Genomic DNA, 15,178 nt, shown 5'->3' with positions numbered 1-15,178 from the left:
GAAACTTGAGAACATGGAAGCTTGAGAACTTCAAGCAATTGCGATGACCGTAGCCAGCAATATTTGAGATCGTCAAGTTTCCCGGCGTAGGGTGACGCACATGACAGCACTCCCCCGCGTCGACTCCGCCCGGCTCATGGAGCTGCTCTCGGTGTCACTGGCCGCCTACTACGGCGACTTCACGGTGGCCGCCGCCGACGAGAACCTCACGGCCAGCCAGGGCAAGACACTCAATGTGCTGCGCCGGGGGCCGGCCTCGATGAGCACGTTGGCCACCACGCTGACCTGCGACGCCTCCAACATGACCGGGATCGTCGACCGGCTGGAGAAGCGTGGCCTGGTGCGCCGGGAACCGAGCGCCTCCGATCGGCGCGTCAAGAACGTCGTCCTCACGGCGGAAGGCGAGCGGGTCATCGACGTGATCCGCGGCAACATGCACCACACGCTCGCAGGTCTGGACAGACTGGACGAACAGGAGCAGCACACCCTGGGCACCCTGCTGGAGCGCGTCTTCACCAGGCAGCCCGCCCCCGCCGCCCGACCCTGAGGTCGCCGACGGGACCGGATTTCCCGCGCGCCCCTTCCGCGGATCGTCTGCCCTGCGCTCGAACCGCCGCTCCGGGATGAGCGGCCACGTAACTGATCAGCGCGTCCAGCATCAGGATGCGCGTGCATTCTCCTCGGCGCGATGCGTGGATGCCGGGCGATCCGGAGCGTCGGCCGGGGCGGCGGCACGTAGCGCCGCTTCGATCCGGCGGTTGCTGGTCATGGATGCCGTGACTGCCGTCATCGCCAGGAGGAGGACGGCGGCGGCGTAGAGCGGGGTGCGGATGTCGTAGGTGGTGGCCAGCCAGCCGCCGACGAAGGCCCCGAAAGGGGCCGCGCACATGGCCAGCATGCGCGAGGTGGAGGCGACCCGGCCCATGAGGTGGGCCGGGACCATCGTCTGTCTCAGGGAGGGCGCGAGCACCATCGTGGCGCCCATGCCGGCCCCGCAGACGGCGAGCGCCATCCCGGCCACGTACGGGTCGGGGGCGGCGGCAAGGCCCAGGACGGCAAGCCCCTCCACGGCGGCCGTACAGGTCAGTGCGGTGCCGGTGCCGAGTCGCCGGCCGAGGTGGGAGGCGATGCCTGCACCGAGCAGACCCCCGGTGGCCTCCGCAGTGAGGAGCAGACCGAAGCCGTAGGTGTCGATGCCGAGGCGGTCGTGCGCGAAGAGGGCGAGGACGGTCTCCACGGCGAGGAAGGCGACGTTCCCTACCGCCGGGCGGAGCGCGAGGCCGAGCAGCACCCGGTCCCGGAAGACGTACGAGGCCCCGGCCCGCGCCTGCCGGAGCAGGGACTCGCGTACCTCCGGCACGGGCCGGGGGGTGGCGGGCAGCGTACGTACGAGAAGCGCGGAGAGCAGGAACGACACCGCGTCGGTGAGCAGCGGAACCGCCCGCCCGAGCGCGAGCAGCGCACTGCCCGCAGGAGGCCCCGCGAAGCCGGACATGGCCGTCTGTGCTCCGCGCAACCGGGAGTTGGCGCGCTCCAGGAGTGCGGCGTCGCGACCGAGCAGATCCGGCAGATAGGCCGTGGCGGCCGTATCGAAGAAGAGCCCGCCGAGGCCGAGCAGGAAGGCGACGGCCGCGAGCAGCGCAATGCTCAGCACGTCGAGCGCGGCCGCTGCCGCCGGTGTCGCGAGCAGCACTGCACGCGCCGCGTCCATGACCCACATCGTGCGCCGGCGGTCCCAGCGGTCCACCAGCGCACCGCCGAGCACCCCGAAGAGCAGCCATGGCAGCGTCCCGGCGGCCGTGACGACGGCGAGTGCCATCGGATCCCGGGTCAGCGTCAACGCGAGCAGCGGCAGTGCGGCATGCGACACCCCGTCACCGAGCGAGGACACCGTCTGCGCGGCCCACAGACGTCCGAACCCGGCCGGCAACTTCCGAACGTCCGAAGTCACTTGACGCCCCCCTCGGACTGCTCGCGCGGTGCCGGGCGGAACAGTGCGAAGACGAGTGACGCGTCCGGCAGCGACGGATCGGACAGCTCCCGGTATTCGTCCGCCAGTGCCTGCAGCCGCGACCCGAGCTGCGCGAACTGCTCCTCGGTGAGTCGCAGATGCGCCATCCGTACGTGCCGCTCGCCGTCCGCCGGCGACGCCTCCAAGTCCGCCACCGCATGACGCATCAGCACATCCGGCCCTCCCTCCCCGGGATCGGGCAGCACGATCGCCCGCGCGGCCATCGCGTAGTACCGCTCGGTGACACCCCGCACCTTCCGTGTCCGTACCACCTTCACCAGGCCGGCCCGCTCCAGCAGCCGCACGTGATAGCTGGAACTTCCCTTCGCGAGGCCCACCCGCTCGGCGACCTGCGTGATCGTCGCCGGCTCGAAGCGGAGCACGGCCATGATCCGGTGGCGCGTGAGATTGGAGACGGCGCGCAGCTGTTCGTCAGTGGTGACGTGGAACGTCTCGGGGAGATCATCGGCAGGCATGCCAGCAATGGTCAACGACTCTTGACCATTGAGCAAGGGGATTTCGCGAATTTCGCGGGTGGACAGGTCCACTCCCAGCGGGCGACTCGTCTTCCACGTCTTCGCCGCGCCCGCGGAGGGCATTCGTCCGGTTCGACGGGGCTGTGCACGCGGTGGTGGGGCTGTGCAGGCGGTGGTGGGCGTCGACGAGGCGGCGCCGCCTGTCGCCGACGTGCGCGGTGGGGTCGGGCCGGTTGGGAAGCGGTGGGTAGTGACACGGGGGCGGCGTTGGAGGGCGGCTCGCTCGGTTTCCCCTTCGCGAGGCGGCGCGAGAGGAGAACCGCCACGCCGGAAATCAGGGGCGGCCGGCCCGTCGCCGCGCTCGGCACCCCCTGGGATCGGCGCTCAACCCCCGCCCCGGGTCGCGCGGTACCGGGCCGGAAGCCCAGCTGCTCCGGCTTTGCCCTGTCGTGCGGCGGGTGCAAGCTGGAGGGGAGGCCGTCTCACGATCCTGGGAGCGGGCTCGGGAAACGCGGTCTCGCCACTCCGAGTGGGCTCCTTCGAGCCCGGCGGGAGGTAAGCGAGATGACAGAGCAGGTCACCACCGGTACGCGCTGGCGCCTTGCCGGTGATTGGTTCGATGTGTGCAATTGCGCGATACCGTGCCCCTGCACCTTTGCGCAGCCCCCCACCTACGGTGAATGCGAAGGCGTGCTGGTGTGGCACATCCGCGAGGGCAGCTTCGGTGACGTGCGGCTCGACGGTCTCAACGTCCTGATGCTCGGCTCCTTCGTCGGAAACGTCTGGGCCGGCGAGCACACCGACGCGTATGCCGCGGTCTTCCTCGACGAGCGCGCCGACGAACAGCAGCGCGGTGCGCTCGGCGCCATTTTCGGCGGCGAGGCCGGCGGGTGGCCGGCGCGGTTCGGGGGGATGCTCCAGCCCGAGATGCGCGGTATGGACTTCGCTCCCATCCACGTGGAGATCGACGAGGACCTCGCCACCTGGCGGGCCGAGATTCCTGGCCGCGTCACGGCCACCGTCGAGGCCCTGGCCGGCCCGACGACTCCGGACGGCGCACGCGTCCAGGTCCACAACGCCCCGGGCGCCGAGGTCGGACCCGGCCAGGTCGCCACGTGGGGGCGGGCCACCACCGACCGCGCAGAGGCCTTCGGGTTCTCCTGGGAACGCTCGGGGAAGTCGAGCAAGCACTTCCCGTTCGACTGGAGCGGACCCGACTAGGGCGCTTCTTCCGGATCACCTCGCTGACCAGATGAAGATGGCGGCGATGTGGAGTCCGGCGAGGTAGATGGTGGCGGTCCTGTCGTATCGAGTGGCCAGGCCGCGCCACTGCTTGAGCTTGTTGATGCACCGCTCGACCGTGCTCCGCTCGACAAGCCGGGCCAAGGCGTCCCGATCCCGCTCAGCAGTCGGACGCGCTCGGACCTCATCCCTCCACGCCTGACCGCTCGCCTCGGCTTCGTCCATCTCGCCAATATATGTGCCGGCAACAGTGTGCGAAGTCCGGCCGAACCAAGATCCGGAAGAAGCACCCTAAAGGACCGCGGCCTGGGGGCCACTCTGCCCAGCCCCGTACGTTCTGGGTAACCACGGCACCCGGACCGAATCACCTCGAGCGGAGCCGCGTCCGGACGCCGGAACCGCCCGGTGGCCAAAGACCGCCACGTCTCCCGTCTCCATGTCCGCCCGCAGCCGCGCGAACCGTACGGGGTGCCGCCACACCCCGCGCTCCTGCGCCGTATCCGCGGCGATCTCAGCGACCAGGCTTCTAACGTGGAACAAGAGGTGTTTCCCTTGCTGCCGCCGTTTCCGGTGGATCGGGCGCTCAGCCATAACCGCGCCGGCCTTCGGGCCCACCGCCCACGGCGGAGAGGAGGCGATGGATGATGGGCACTGACTGGCAACTGCGCGAATCCGGCCCGGCAGACGCCGCCCACACGGTGCTGCTGCTTCCCGGGGGCATGTGCAGCGCCGACTCGTTCGCGGAGGTGATGGCGCAGCCCATGCTCGAAGGGCTGCGGCTGGTGGCCGCGACCTTGCCGGGACACGTGGGGACGGCACCTCTGGAGGACTGCAGCATGGCGTCGTACGCGCGGGTCTCGGCGGAGCTGGCGGCCGAGATTCGGGCGGACGTCGTGGCCGGGTTCAGCATGGGCTCGTGCATCGCGGTGGAGATGGTCACTTCCGGCACCTTCACCGGGCCGGTCGTGCTGTCGGGCGTCAGCCTCAGCTCCCCCGACGATCCGGCGTTCTTCCGCGTGCTCGTGGCGCTGGGCCGCGTACTCGGCGGCCTCCCGGTGAGGCTGCTGGGCAAGGCGACCGGGGTGATGCTCAAGCACATGCGGATGTCCCCGGAGCGTCAGGCCGAACTGCGCGCCGACTTCGACAGGAACGACCCGGCGGTCATGCGGTGGATCCTGCTGGAGTACACACGGTGGCTGCGCCAGGACGAGCAGCGGGCCGTCCGGCTGTGCCGGGCCGGCGTGCCGACCTGGACCATCCACGCCGAGAAGGGCGACGGCGGGCTCACTGATGCCGAGCGCAGGACCCTGGAAGCCTGCCCGAACGCCCGCGTGGTGACGATCCCGGGCTCGGTGTTCTTCCTGCCGGTGGAGGCCCCCGAACCGCTGGCTGCCGCCATCGCCGAGGCCGTGGCCGTGGCCCACGCTTCCCGCCCATAGTCGGCGGTAGTCCACCACCACGGTGCCATGTCCTGGCTCCTGAGTTTCGAGGAGCCAGGGCACAGCTATAGGAAGTCTCACCAGCGGACGCCCAGCGCGGTCGGCTCTTCGCTCTGGCGGCAGACCGCCCGCCTTCGACCGGTAGACGTACCAGCAGCGCAACGCCGTCGAGCGGTGCATCAACCGCCTGAAGCAGTGGCGCGGCATCGCCACCCGCTACGAGAAGACCGCGACCATCTACCTCGCTGGACTCCGCATCGCGGGCATCTTCCTCTGGCCGGCTCGGTGATCCAAACGAAACCCCCTAGACCTCTGGAGCGACTCGACCAGGCCCCGCCCCCAGAGAGTCCATCGCAAGCCCAGACAGCCCGTTGCCGGAGCACGGTGGGTCGCAGCTGCGTCACATGCCGCCCATCGACGGCATCCCGCCCCGCAGGCCCGGCAGCAGCCAGTCCTGGAACGGGGTCACCACGGCCAGGACGAGGAACGCGACACCCACGGCCCGGGCAAGCAGGGGACCGCGCGACCACAGCTTCTCCACGAAGATCACCACGGCCAGTCCGGCCATCGCCGCCACGTTCATCACGCCGAGCGGGACGAGGACGACCATCAGTCCCGCACAGCAGCCGGCACAGTAGGCGCCGTGATGGACGCCCACCCGGAGGTCGCGGGCCGGCTGCGGGAACCCGGCGTAGCGCACCAGGTGGCTCATGGGGTCCCGGCAGTGCCGCAGGCAGACGTGCTTGAGGGGGCCGAGCTGGTACAGGCCCGCGAGCAGGAAGGACACGGCTCCGATCCAGCGTCCGGCGGTCGGATGGTCGTCCACCAGGCCGCCGGTGAGGGCGAGCACCGCGTAGGCGAACAGCCCGCACGCGGTCCATACCAGTAGGTATCCTCCGACGAACTCCATGGTGCGCGCGGTCCGCGCCCAGCCCGAGGACTGCCGGCCGATGCCACGCGCCCAGGTGATGGCCACCGGCGCCATGGACGGCAGCATCATGGCCGCCATCATCGTCACCCACAGCAGCAGGAACAGCGGCAGCGCCATCCCCATCGTGCCGGGCTCGACGCCCATCTGCCGGGCCTGCCCGATGGTCAGCACCCAGGCGGGCACCGCGATCAGTACGACCAGGAGCCAGGCCGCCGCGAGTTCCCTGGCCGGCAGCAGGCCTCCGCCCGCCCCGGTCGGTGCGGGCGACCGGGCGGATACGAGGGCGGAAGTGCGGCTGCGACGCATCGGCGTGTGGCTCCTGAGGCTTCTTCCAGAACAGCACGCATCCCCGTGCCGTGCGAGCGCGCAGGACCTCGGTGCCGTACGCACAGCGCACCGACGGACGAGTACCCGGGTCGGCGAGGCCGCTGACCCGGCTGAGGCGATGGCCGCCGAGGGGCTGTTGCAGCGCAGGCCCACCGAGCAGGTGCTCATCTCCTCCCGGTCGGGCTCCTTCGACCCGGGCTCCTGCAGGAGGAAACCGGCAGTCACTCCACCAGTGCCCGGCGGGGGGGGGCGGCCGGCGGCGCAGCGACGACCTCTCCCCCAGCGCAGACCCGTCGCGAGTACGAGCGATGAGTTTGCTTGCTGCCCGAGGTCTTCCCCTTTGGCACTCCCGCCCGACGGGGCGAGAAGCGGAGCACCCCATGGCGTGGAGGAAAGATGGAAGCCAGGATGAGCAATCCGATTCGGCTGTACATGTCGATGTCGCTCGACGGCTTCGTCGCCGGTCCGGACGATCGCCCCGGCCAGGAGCTCGGTCGCGCCGGTGGACGTCTTTTCAACTGGCTCGACGACCGGGAGTTCGACGGTCCCAGCGGACAGGTCTATCGCGAGGCGCTGGCGACCGGCGCGGTGATCTCCGGCCGTCGGACCTTCGAACTTGCCGGGCGTTGGCAGGGAGACCATCACGACGGTGTGCCGATCTTCGTCCTCACCCATCGTGTGGATGACGGGGACGTGCCACCCGGCCACGCGCGATTCGTGACCGACGTCGAGGACTGCGCCCGTCAGGCTCGCGCGGCCGCCGGTGACCGGCCGGTCATGGTCCATGGGGCGGGCGCGGCCCAAGCACTCCTGCGAGCCGGGCACATCGACGAGATGGAGATCCACCTCGTTCCGGTTCTCCTCGGGGACGGCCGACGGCTGTTCGACCACCTGGGCAGTGATCACATCGAACTCGACCTCGTCCGACGGCTAGACGATCGAGACGTCACGCACCTGCGCTACCGGGTGCGCCGGTCCCAGGAGGCTGTGTGAAGACGCTCTTCGTCTCCTGCCGGGTCACCGACCTCGACCGCTCACTCGACTTCTACACCGCACTCGGCTACGTCGAGCTGGGCAGGGTCCAGGGCGGCGACGCGGGTCACCTCGTGATCCTCCGGTTCCCCGGCGAACCGGCCGCCTCACTCGAGCTGGTCCACCGCCCTGCCGGCGGACGCGTCGACGTGGGCACCGGTTTCGCCCACCTCGCGATCCAGGTGGACACACTGGCCGGCACCCTGGAGCGGCTGACCGACGCCGGTCTGGAGCCGGGACCTGTCCAGTACCCGGGCGGCCCTCGCGGCCCGAAGACGTCGTGGCTCACCGACCCGGACGGCTACCGGATCGAGTTGGTGGAGTGGCCGCCCGGACACCCCGCCGGCATCACGGCCGCAGACTTCACCTGAGCGGTCCGGTGAACTGAGTCAAGACGCCTCGTTTCGCGACGGGCCCAGTGTCCAGAGGGGCCCAGTGCCCAGGCGTGGCCCCGCGGACTTCGACGACGTATCAGGCCGCAGGCGTGGGACGGGTCAACCGGTGCGCAGCCAGGACTACCGCGTCGGTGGATATCCCTACCTGTTGGCTACCGCTGCCCGGCCTGCGCCTTGGCCTGCTGCCCCGATGGCCCGGAAGATCTTGAACACACAGGCTGGACACGTCCGCATCTCCGAGCAAAGGACCTCCATGTTCAGCGTGAAGTCGGTACGTGGCCGCGTGGCGCGTGTCACTGCCGTCGGTGCTCTCACGGCCGCGGTGTGCGGCACCGTGATGACGGGCAGCGCCGGAGCGATCGTCAACGGGGGCGATGCCACGGAGCGTTACCCGTTCATGGCGACGATCCCTGAGTCGGCCCCGACGCAGGGAGTGCTCGACGGGTCGTGCGGGGCCTCGCTGATTCATGCGCAGTGGGTACTGACGGCAGCCCACTGCGTGCAGGGTGAGTATCTCGTGCTTGACGGCATCGTCCGTGTCGGCAGCGACCACCGGAAGTCCGGGGGCACCGTCCGGGCCATCGACCGGATCGTCCGTCCACCCCCGCTACGTGAACAGCTACAAGGGAGGCGCCAACAAGGACGACATCGCGCTGGTCCGCCTCGACCGTCCCGTAGCCGAGAGGCCCATCCCGCTGGCCAAGCGGGCAGGTATGCCGGGTACTTCGACCAGGATCCTGGGCTTCGGCACCACCTCGGACACAGAGCTGAGGTTCGCGGACCGACTGCAGGAGCTTGAAACCCGCAGAGGTGCCGCGGCCGAGTGTGCCCCGAGTTACGCCGACCGCAGCCGGCTGTGCACCCCAGGCCATGGCGTGCTTCGGTGACTCCGAGAAGACCATCAAGCGCGACGAACGTCGTGAGGTTTCGGGTCCTCACCAGGGCCAGCCTGCCCGGCATTCTTTCGACCACGAGTCGGCGGCGGGCGCGGTCAGATCACTCGGACCGGCCCAGCGGGTACCCCGGCGTCCCGACGTGCCGCCGGGCGATCGGGCCGGCCTGCACAAGTGGGGCTGAGAAGATGCACAGCCCTGGACCGACGCGATGACCTGCGCCCTGGCAGGGCAGCCGGCCGGCGATGGGCGCACGACGAAGGGGACTTCGACGGGGGCCTGGTCGGCAGTTGGTGCTGTGCCCGGGACCTTCCATCGCGTCCGATCCGACCGGTGCCACCCTCCCCCTGTCGCGACGCCGCGACCCGCCTGCCGCGGGCGTGCGAGGCGGACCGGTCCGCCGCCCAGAAACGGCGTTCGGTCAACGACTGACGGCGCCTCAGGCGGACGGCCGGCAGGTCGCCAGGTGGTCGGGGTGTCCGTGCTGGCCGAGGTAGCCCTCCCCGACTGTGGAGACGGCACCCGGGGGAAGGGTGATGCAAGGGCCGGCTGCTCCGTCTTGGTAGGCGACGGAGATGCTGACGGCGTCCGCGCAGTTGTTGGCGGCGCTCGTATACCGCCAGCTCTCATACATCGCCACGCAGGCCGGGGCAGGCGCTGATGGCTCGTTCCCGGCGATGGCAGGTGTGGCCACACCGAGCGGGAGGATCAATGCTGTGAAGCCTGTCGTCGTCGCAATGGCCGCTTTCATCCAGGATTGCACCGCTCAACTCCTTTGTGGGTTAGGACGCATGCCTGGTGTCAGGCGCTCCCCCGTTCAAGAAATGAAGCTTGCAGTCACGGAGGAGCAGCGCAAAAGGCAGCCGCCCACTTTGGGACACCCCGGTGCTTGCAGGCGCGGAGGAGCGTCACCAGCACACATGGCTCAAGGACGGCCTGACCCATAAGATGACCCTTCAACCATTTCAGCCGCTTGGGGACCGTTCAGGGTGTCTGGCCAGGTCGACGACGCCCAGCCCGTCACCGGTAGGCCGCAACCTGCAAGGCGTCCACCCGTGGTGTGGCCCCACTACGGCCGGTACGCAACGGCTCCGGCCCAACCGGACGAAGCGATTGCCGGGCTCTTCCCCTTCGACGACCATGGGGCGGTTGCAGCGGACGTGCAGTGAGTCGCGTTCTGCGTACACACCGGGTACCCGACCCACGCGTCCAGAACAGCGCCCTGTTCGTCACCGAGCGCCGGCGCTGCGCGCACTCCCAGGACGACATCCGTCCCGCTCACCCGGCCCTGTGCGCGTCCGGCACATCGGGCCCCCTCTCGTGCTCGACCGGAACGCTGTGCGCCAAGCCCTCAGCATCTCGTCCTCAGTGACCATGTGCAGAAGCATGTCTGCGCATTGCCGGCAGGGCGTCGGCCCCGGGGAGGGTGCCTGGGGCCGACCTCGGTAGGAGACCGCGGGCTGTCGCCTCACCCGCCATGGGGACGGGTCCTCGTCCGAGGACTGTTCGCCTGATGCTGCGGCCGGTGATCGAGCGGGGTCAGGAGCCAGTCGGCGGCCCCGGGCAGCGGCGGACACTCCCCTCTAGGTCGCCGTAGGCGAAGAGCCTCGGCCAACTTCGGCCCGTTCTCCAGTGCTTTTGCGCTTGTTGGCGTTGAAGCGCGCCTTCTTCTGCCGGTTCCCGCAGGTGTTCATGTCACACCACTTACGCGTCCGACTTTGACTGGTGTCGAAGAAGGCGGCTTGGCAGGTCGGTGATGCGCACAGGGCGAGTTTTCCGTCTCGTTCGCCCGCGATGATGCTGATCGCGTCGGCGGCGATCACGCTGAGAGCGTCTTCCACACAAGAAGGCGCACTGAGCCGCCATTGCCGCTTGCCCTCGGGCGTCAGGACGGCCGCGGCCCGACCCCGAACGCTGCAGGCATTGATGACTTGGACAGCAGACGCAGGGAGTCCGTCCTGAGTCGCGGCCGCTGTCGCGGCGGCGTGAATCGCCTCCCTCAGTTCCCGAGCGAGCTCGAGCTGAGCAGGGGTGCAGGAATCCACGGCGAGGCCGTGCACGGCCAGCCAGTCGACGAGCCGCTGCGGCGTGGGAATGCGCTCCACAGCGTGGCCGTGACGCTCCGACAGAGTTCCCGTGAAGCTGGTCGCCAGCACGCTGCCGAGGCGGAAGTCGGGGAACGCAGCAGCCATGGAACCACCTTAGCCGGTTGCCTGACGGCATGAAAGCCTGCTAGAACCGGCTTAGCCGGTTCGCAGTCGTTCGTGGCCGGTTCCACGATGGCCAGGAGGTCTCATGCCCCGTCCAGCCAACGACGTACGAGCGTTTGAAGCCCACACACCTGACGCCGACCTCGACGATCTGCGCACGCGGCTGGCCGCGGCGCGGTTACCGGAGGCCGAGACGGTCTATCGCTCCGAGCCAGGCCCTCGCCGATGGGAACAGGGCGTTCCGCTCGCCGACCTCGTCGATGTGGTGAGCTACTGGCGCACCGGGTACGACTGGCGGTCGTTCGAAGCGCGCCTTAACCGCATTGGTCAATTCCGCACGACCGTCGATCGTCTGGGAATCCACTTCCTGCACTGCCGATCCGCGCGCGCGGATGCCACTCCCCTGGTCTTGACGCACGGGTGGCCAGGCAGCATTGCCGAGTTCGTCGATGTAGTGGACGAGCTGGCAGATCCGAAAGACGCGGACGCGCCGGCGTTCCACGTCGTGGTGCCGTCGCTGCCGGGTTTTGGCTACAGCGACAAGCCGGCCACCACCGGGTGGGGAACCGAAAAGATCGCGGCCGCATGGGTGGAACTGATGGGCAGGCTCGGCTACAGCAAGTTCGCAGCCCACGGCGGCGACTGGGGAGGCAACATCACCACGGTCCTCGGTGGCAGGTACCCGGAGCACGTTCTCGGCATCCACACCACGTTCGCGGAGGGGCCGCCCGGGTTGGCAACGGACAGGCTGACGGCGGTCGAGCGCAAGTGGGCCGAGGAAACCCGGGACTTCTGGCGCCGTCGCGCAGCGTACGCGAAGCAGCAGGCAACCCGACCTCAGACCATCGGCTACTCGCTCGTCGACTCACCGGTCGGGCTTCTCGCCTGGATCCTCGACAAGTTCGCCGAGTGGTCGGACACCGAAGACAGCCCGTTCGAGACGATTTCCATGGACCGCGTTCTCGACGACGTCACTCTGTACTGGCTGACGCGGAGCGGCGCATCGTCGGCCCGCATCTACTACGAAAGCCACAACTCGCTCGACCCGGAACTTCGGGTCGACGTCCCGTCGGCAATCACCATGTATCCCGGCGACATCGAGAAGTGCCCGCGCCCCTGGGCACAGGAGCGGTACCGGCAGATCGTCCGATGGAGGTCACCCGAAACCGGGGGCCATTTCCCGTCGCTGGAGGTCCCCGAGTATTTCGTCAAGGATCTGCGAGAGGGCCTCGCGGCAGTGCTGGCCGCCAATCGGTGAACACGGCTGGGTGCCGGCACTCGACAAATGCCGCGGCGGACTCACCACGGAGATCAAGAAGCGGCCTGGCTGCCCGTGACCGGCGTGCCTGTTTCCGCTGGGGCCGCGTTGTGTCCCGTCGTCGCCTCCCTGGCAGGGTCGAGGCCGCACGTGCCGCTCCTCGCGGCGCCGTCCTGGCCCTTGAGGTGCACGGTGACGGCGCCGTCGGCGTTCTTGCTGTAGGCGATCGTGCAGATCAGCTGGCGCAGCGCCGTCCGGTCCAGCCCGCTCAAAGCGATGGGCAGGCCGACCGTGACCGTCCCGCTGGCGGAGGCGTCCACCGTGACGGCCTTGCCGGGGCGGGCGGGCGGAAGCGAGGTGCGCAGGCCCACGGCCCGGTCCTGGGCGCTGGGACCGTCGAGGAGGGCGAGGACCACCTTCTCGGTGGTCACGGGTTGCGTCGGCTCGCTACGGCCCTGGCCTGCCGTGCCCGACCGGTGGTACTCGTCACCGAACCCGGCCGAGGACTCCGTCGACCGGATCACGGGGCTCAGACCTCCGTCGGGGGAGGCGAAGAAGAGCAGCATGCGGGTGTCCGGACCGAGGAAGGCCTGAACGGTTGCGGGGCTGCCCGCCCCGATCGCCTCGGTCTGCTGGATGCCGCAGCCTGCGAGGAGCGCCAGACCCGCGGCGACGGCGGCGGCCCTCGCGCGGCGGCGTGCCCCCGTACGACTCATCCCTCGGCCTCCCCCGTGTGCTGCGGTATGACGACGGTGAAGACGGCACCGCCTCCGGGCAGGTTCCCGGCGCGGATCGTTCCGCCGTGCAGGCACACGTTCTCCAGGGTGATGGCCAGCCCCAGGCCGCTGCCCGCCGAGCGGGTACGGGCCGCGTCAGCCTTGTAGAAGCGGTCGAAAATGTGCGGAAGCACCTCGGGCCGGATGCCGGGACCGCTGTCGAGGACCTCGACGACCAGGGCGGCAGGGTCCGAGGAGCATGCCTCGCCACGCAAGCGCACCGTGACGGGTGCGCGGCCGTGGCGCAGGGCGTTGCCGACCAGGTTGGCGATCACGACGTCGAAGCGGCGGGGGTCGAGCCGGGCACGGATGCCGTCGGCAAGCTCGGTACGGACCGTGTCCTCGGTCCAGTGCCGGTTCTGCAGCGTCTTGCGGATGGCCTCGGCGACGTCGACGTCGTCGGCGTGCAGCTCGGCCGCGCGGGCGTCGAAGCGGGAGATCTCCATGAGGTCCTCGACGAGTACCGCGAGTTTCCCGGTCTCGGCGCTGACCAGCCGGACCGCCCGGGCCGTGTCGGAGTCGAGCCGGCCGGCGTCCTCGTCGAGGACCTCCGTGACGGCGAGCATGCCTGCGAGGGGGGTGCGCAGTTCGTGGGACACGTCGGAGGCGAACCGGCGGGCGCGCGCCTCGGCCTCGCGCAGTTCGTGTACGGAGCGTTCGAGTTGGGCCGCGGACTGGTTGAAGGTGCGGGCGAGGTCGGCCAGTTCGTCGCTGCCGCGCACCGGGATGCGGGTGTCGAGACGTCCGCTGCCCATGCCCTGGGCGGCCTTGCGCAGTTCGCGCACCGGGCGCAGCACGCTGCGCGCGGCGATCAGGCCGGGGATGAGCGCGACGGCCAGTCCGGGCAGGGCGCCGTCCCGCGCGGCGGTGAGGAGCGCGTCGACGTTGATCTGCTCGTCGGTCATCCGCATGACGGCGTAGAGGACTATGCCGCTGGGCAGCACGCCGCTGGGTCCGGTCTTGAAGACGGTGGGCATGGCGATGGTCAGGTAGGGGACGCCGTCCTTGACGACCCGCTGGAAGCTGCCTCGGGGGTGGCTGCGGGCGGCGCGGCGCAGTTCGGGCGTGATGACGGTGGAGACGGGGTTCTCGCCGGAGGAGGCGCGCAAGGTGCCGTATTCGGCGAACACCACCCAGGGGCGTGGTTTGCCCTTGCGGGCTATTTCGCGCAGGAGTTCCTCCAGGCCCTCCTTCTGCACGGGCAGCGTCCAGCCGGTCTGCTGGACCTCGTCGCGGAAGGAGGAGACGGCGGTGTCCTGGGCGGTCTTCAGCAGCGCGTTGCGGGCCTCGCGGTAGGTCAGGGCGGCGGTGGTGCCCGCGCTCACCGCGGCGACCAGCAGGAAGGCGAGCACCAGACGGGTACGGAGGCCGAACGCCCTGGTCCGCGCGCGGGTGTCCGCAGCGGTCCCGGGCGCGCTGCCGTCGGCCGTTCGCGGCCGGTCGGCCGGCAGGCCGCGGCGCAGGCGTCGCAGGGCCGGGCCGGTGCTCACAGGGGTCCGAAGCGGTAGCCGAAGCCCCGCAGGGTCTGGACGTAGCGGGGGCTGCCCGCCTCGTCCTCGATCTTGGTGCGCAGGCGTGCGACGCACGCGTCGACCAGTCGCGCGTCGGCGTGGTAGCTGTGCTCCCACACGTGTTCCAGCAGCTGCTGTCTGCTGAACACCTGCTCGGGTGCGGCGGAGAGATGCAGCAGGAGTTTGAGTTCGGAAGGGGCGAGCGGGAGACGCCGGCCGGCCTTGGCGACGGTCAGCGCGGTCCGGTCGATGGCGAGTTCGCCGTGGACCTCGATGACCGGCCGGCCGGGGCCGGTGGTGTCGATGCGGCGCAGCACGGCCCGGATCCGGGCCTCGATCACCTCGGGGCGCGCGGGTTTGACGATGTAGTCGTCGGCTCCGGCCTCCAGGCCGATGACGATGTCGAAGTCGTCCCCGCGCGCGGTGAGCATGATGATGGGCAGCTGGCTGTCCTCGCGGACCCGCCGGCAGACCTGTACGCCGTTCATCCCGGGCAGCATCAGATCGAGCAGGAGCAGGTCGGGGCGGAACTCGGCCAGCGCGGCCAGTCCGGCCTCGCCCGTGGCGGCCGTACGGATCTCGTGGCCGCGGCGGCGCAGGCCGAGTTCGACTCCTTCGCGTACGGACGGGTCGTCCTCGATGAGGAGTACGCGGGGCATCGGTGGTTCTCCCTCGGG

At 69.9% G+C, this 15,178-nt stretch carries 15 protein-coding genes and 3 pseudogenes; 9 read left to right on the top strand and 9 right to left on the bottom strand.

Annotation, left to right across the window (positions count from 1 at the left end; all coding sequences use genetic code 11):
* Positions 1-100: 100 nt before the first annotated feature.
* Positions 101-547, top strand: coding sequence for a MarR family winged helix-turn-helix transcriptional regulator (locus ACZ67Q_RS06585; RefSeq protein WP_471177236.1), 447 nt, complete (start codon positions 101-103; stop codon positions 545-547).
* A gap of 111 nt (positions 548-658) precedes the next feature.
* Here the strand turns inward: ACZ67Q_RS06585 and ACZ67Q_RS06580 are convergent, their stop codons facing one another.
* Together ACZ67Q_RS06580 and ACZ67Q_RS06575 are read right to left on the bottom strand one after the other, a co-directional pair.
* Positions 659-1,951 (bottom strand): MFS transporter, encoded by a 1,293-nt coding sequence (locus tag ACZ67Q_RS06580; RefSeq protein WP_471177234.1) that lies wholly within the window; start codon positions 1,949-1,951, stop codon positions 659-661.
* On the bottom strand, positions 1,948-2,487 hold the full coding sequence (locus ACZ67Q_RS06575) for an ArsR/SmtB family transcription factor (protein ID WP_471177748.1): 540 nt from the start codon (positions 2,485-2,487) through the stop codon (positions 1,948-1,950). The genes ACZ67Q_RS06580 and ACZ67Q_RS06575 overlap by 4 nt, the downstream gene beginning before the upstream one ends.
* Before the next feature lie 564 nt (positions 2,488-3,051).
* Here ACZ67Q_RS06575 and ACZ67Q_RS06570 point away from each other — a divergent pair.
* On the top strand, positions 3,052-3,708 hold the full coding sequence (locus ACZ67Q_RS06570) for a DUF1326 domain-containing protein (protein WP_471177231.1): 657 nt from the start codon (positions 3,052-3,054) through the stop codon (positions 3,706-3,708).
* Positions 3,709-3,723: 15 nt separating this feature from the next.
* Here ACZ67Q_RS06570 and ACZ67Q_RS06565 read toward each other — a convergent pair.
* Positions 3,724-3,858: pseudogene (locus ACZ67Q_RS06565) on the bottom strand (IS5/IS1182 family transposase); the annotation flags it as partial.
* 512 nt (positions 3,859-4,370) lie between these two features.
* Between ACZ67Q_RS06565 and ACZ67Q_RS06560 the strand changes: the two are divergent.
* Positions 4,371-5,168 (top strand): alpha/beta fold hydrolase, encoded by a 798-nt coding sequence (locus tag ACZ67Q_RS06560; RefSeq protein WP_471177228.1) that lies wholly within the window; start codon positions 4,371-4,373, stop codon positions 5,166-5,168.
* Positions 5,169-5,280: 112 nt separating this feature from the next.
* Positions 5,281-5,457: pseudogene (locus ACZ67Q_RS06555) on the top strand (IS5/IS1182 family transposase); the annotation flags it as partial.
* Positions 5,458-5,568: 111 nt separating this feature from the next.
* On the opposite strand, the gene ACZ67Q_RS06550 reads toward ACZ67Q_RS06555, so the two are convergent.
* A complete protein-coding gene (locus ACZ67Q_RS06550; protein WP_471177226.1) occupies positions 5,569-6,405 on the bottom strand; it encodes a DUF2182 domain-containing protein in 837 nt (278 codons plus the stop codon).
* Positions 6,406-6,834: 429 nt separating this feature from the next.
* Between ACZ67Q_RS06550 and ACZ67Q_RS06545 the strand changes: the two genes are divergently transcribed.
* The 4 genes and pseudogenes from ACZ67Q_RS06545 (at position 6,835) to ACZ67Q_RS06530 (ending at position 8,740) form a co-directional block, all read left to right on the top strand.
* The gene (locus ACZ67Q_RS06545; protein ID WP_471177746.1) at positions 6,835-7,419 is read left to right on the top strand and encodes a dihydrofolate reductase family protein; all 585 of its coding nucleotides are present in this window, start codon (positions 6,835-6,837) and stop codon (positions 7,417-7,419) included.
* Entirely contained in the window at positions 7,416-7,829 is a 414-nt protein-coding gene (locus tag ACZ67Q_RS06540) for a VOC family protein (RefSeq protein ID WP_471177223.1), read from the top strand. The genes ACZ67Q_RS06545 and ACZ67Q_RS06540 overlap by 4 nt, the downstream gene beginning before the upstream one ends.
* A gap of 214 nt (positions 7,830-8,043) precedes the next feature.
* Positions 8,044-8,385: pseudogene (locus ACZ67Q_RS06535) on the top strand (trypsin-like serine protease); the annotation flags it as partial.
* A 79-nt stretch (positions 8,386-8,464) separates the two neighbouring features.
* Positions 8,465-8,740 (top strand): trypsin-like serine protease, encoded by a 276-nt coding sequence (locus tag ACZ67Q_RS06530; RefSeq protein WP_471177220.1) that lies wholly within the window; start codon positions 8,465-8,467, stop codon positions 8,738-8,740.
* A 445-nt stretch (positions 8,741-9,185) separates the two neighbouring features.
* On the opposite strand, the gene ACZ67Q_RS06525 is transcribed toward ACZ67Q_RS06530, so the two are convergent.
* Both ACZ67Q_RS06525 and ACZ67Q_RS06520 read right to left on the bottom strand, forming a co-directional pair.
* A complete protein-coding gene (locus ACZ67Q_RS06525; protein WP_471177743.1) occupies positions 9,186-9,497 on the bottom strand; it encodes an alpha-amylase in 312 nt (103 codons plus the stop codon).
* An 832-nt stretch (positions 9,498-10,329) separates the two neighbouring features.
* Positions 10,330-10,938: a CGNR zinc finger domain-containing protein gene (locus ACZ67Q_RS06520; RefSeq protein ID WP_471177218.1), complete on the bottom strand. Its 609-nt coding sequence runs from the start codon at positions 10,936-10,938 to the stop codon at positions 10,330-10,332.
* Positions 10,939-11,041: 103 nt separating this feature from the next.
* Between ACZ67Q_RS06520 and ACZ67Q_RS06515 the strand changes: the two genes are divergently transcribed.
* The gene (locus tag ACZ67Q_RS06515) at positions 11,042-12,214 is read left to right on the top strand and encodes an epoxide hydrolase family protein (protein WP_471177215.1); all 1,173 of its coding nucleotides are present in this window, start codon (positions 11,042-11,044) and stop codon (positions 12,212-12,214) included.
* A gap of 53 nt (positions 12,215-12,267) precedes the next feature.
* On the opposite strand, the gene ACZ67Q_RS06510 is transcribed toward ACZ67Q_RS06515, so the two are convergent.
* The 3 genes from ACZ67Q_RS06510 to ACZ67Q_RS06500 are packed head-to-tail and all read right to left on the bottom strand — an operon-like array spanning position 12,268 to position 15,160.
* Complete coding sequence (locus ACZ67Q_RS06510) at positions 12,268-12,930, bottom strand: hypothetical protein (RefSeq protein WP_471177212.1); 663 nt, start codon at positions 12,928-12,930, stop codon at positions 12,268-12,270.
* The gene (locus tag ACZ67Q_RS06505) at positions 12,927-14,441 is read right to left on the bottom strand and encodes an ATP-binding protein (protein ID WP_471177740.1); all 1,515 of its coding nucleotides are present in this window, start codon (positions 14,439-14,441) and stop codon (positions 12,927-12,929) included. The genes ACZ67Q_RS06510 and ACZ67Q_RS06505 overlap by 4 nt, the downstream gene beginning before the upstream one ends.
* Before the next feature lie 35 nt (positions 14,442-14,476).
* On the bottom strand, positions 14,477-15,160 hold the full coding sequence (locus tag ACZ67Q_RS06500; protein WP_471177209.1) for a response regulator: 684 nt from the start codon (positions 15,158-15,160) through the stop codon (positions 14,477-14,479).
* Positions 15,161-15,178: the final 18 nt, after the last annotated feature.

It is taken from the genome of Streptomyces sp. NPDC036813 (assembly GCF_055609245.1).
This window is presented reverse-complemented; position numbering and strand designations above follow the sequence as displayed.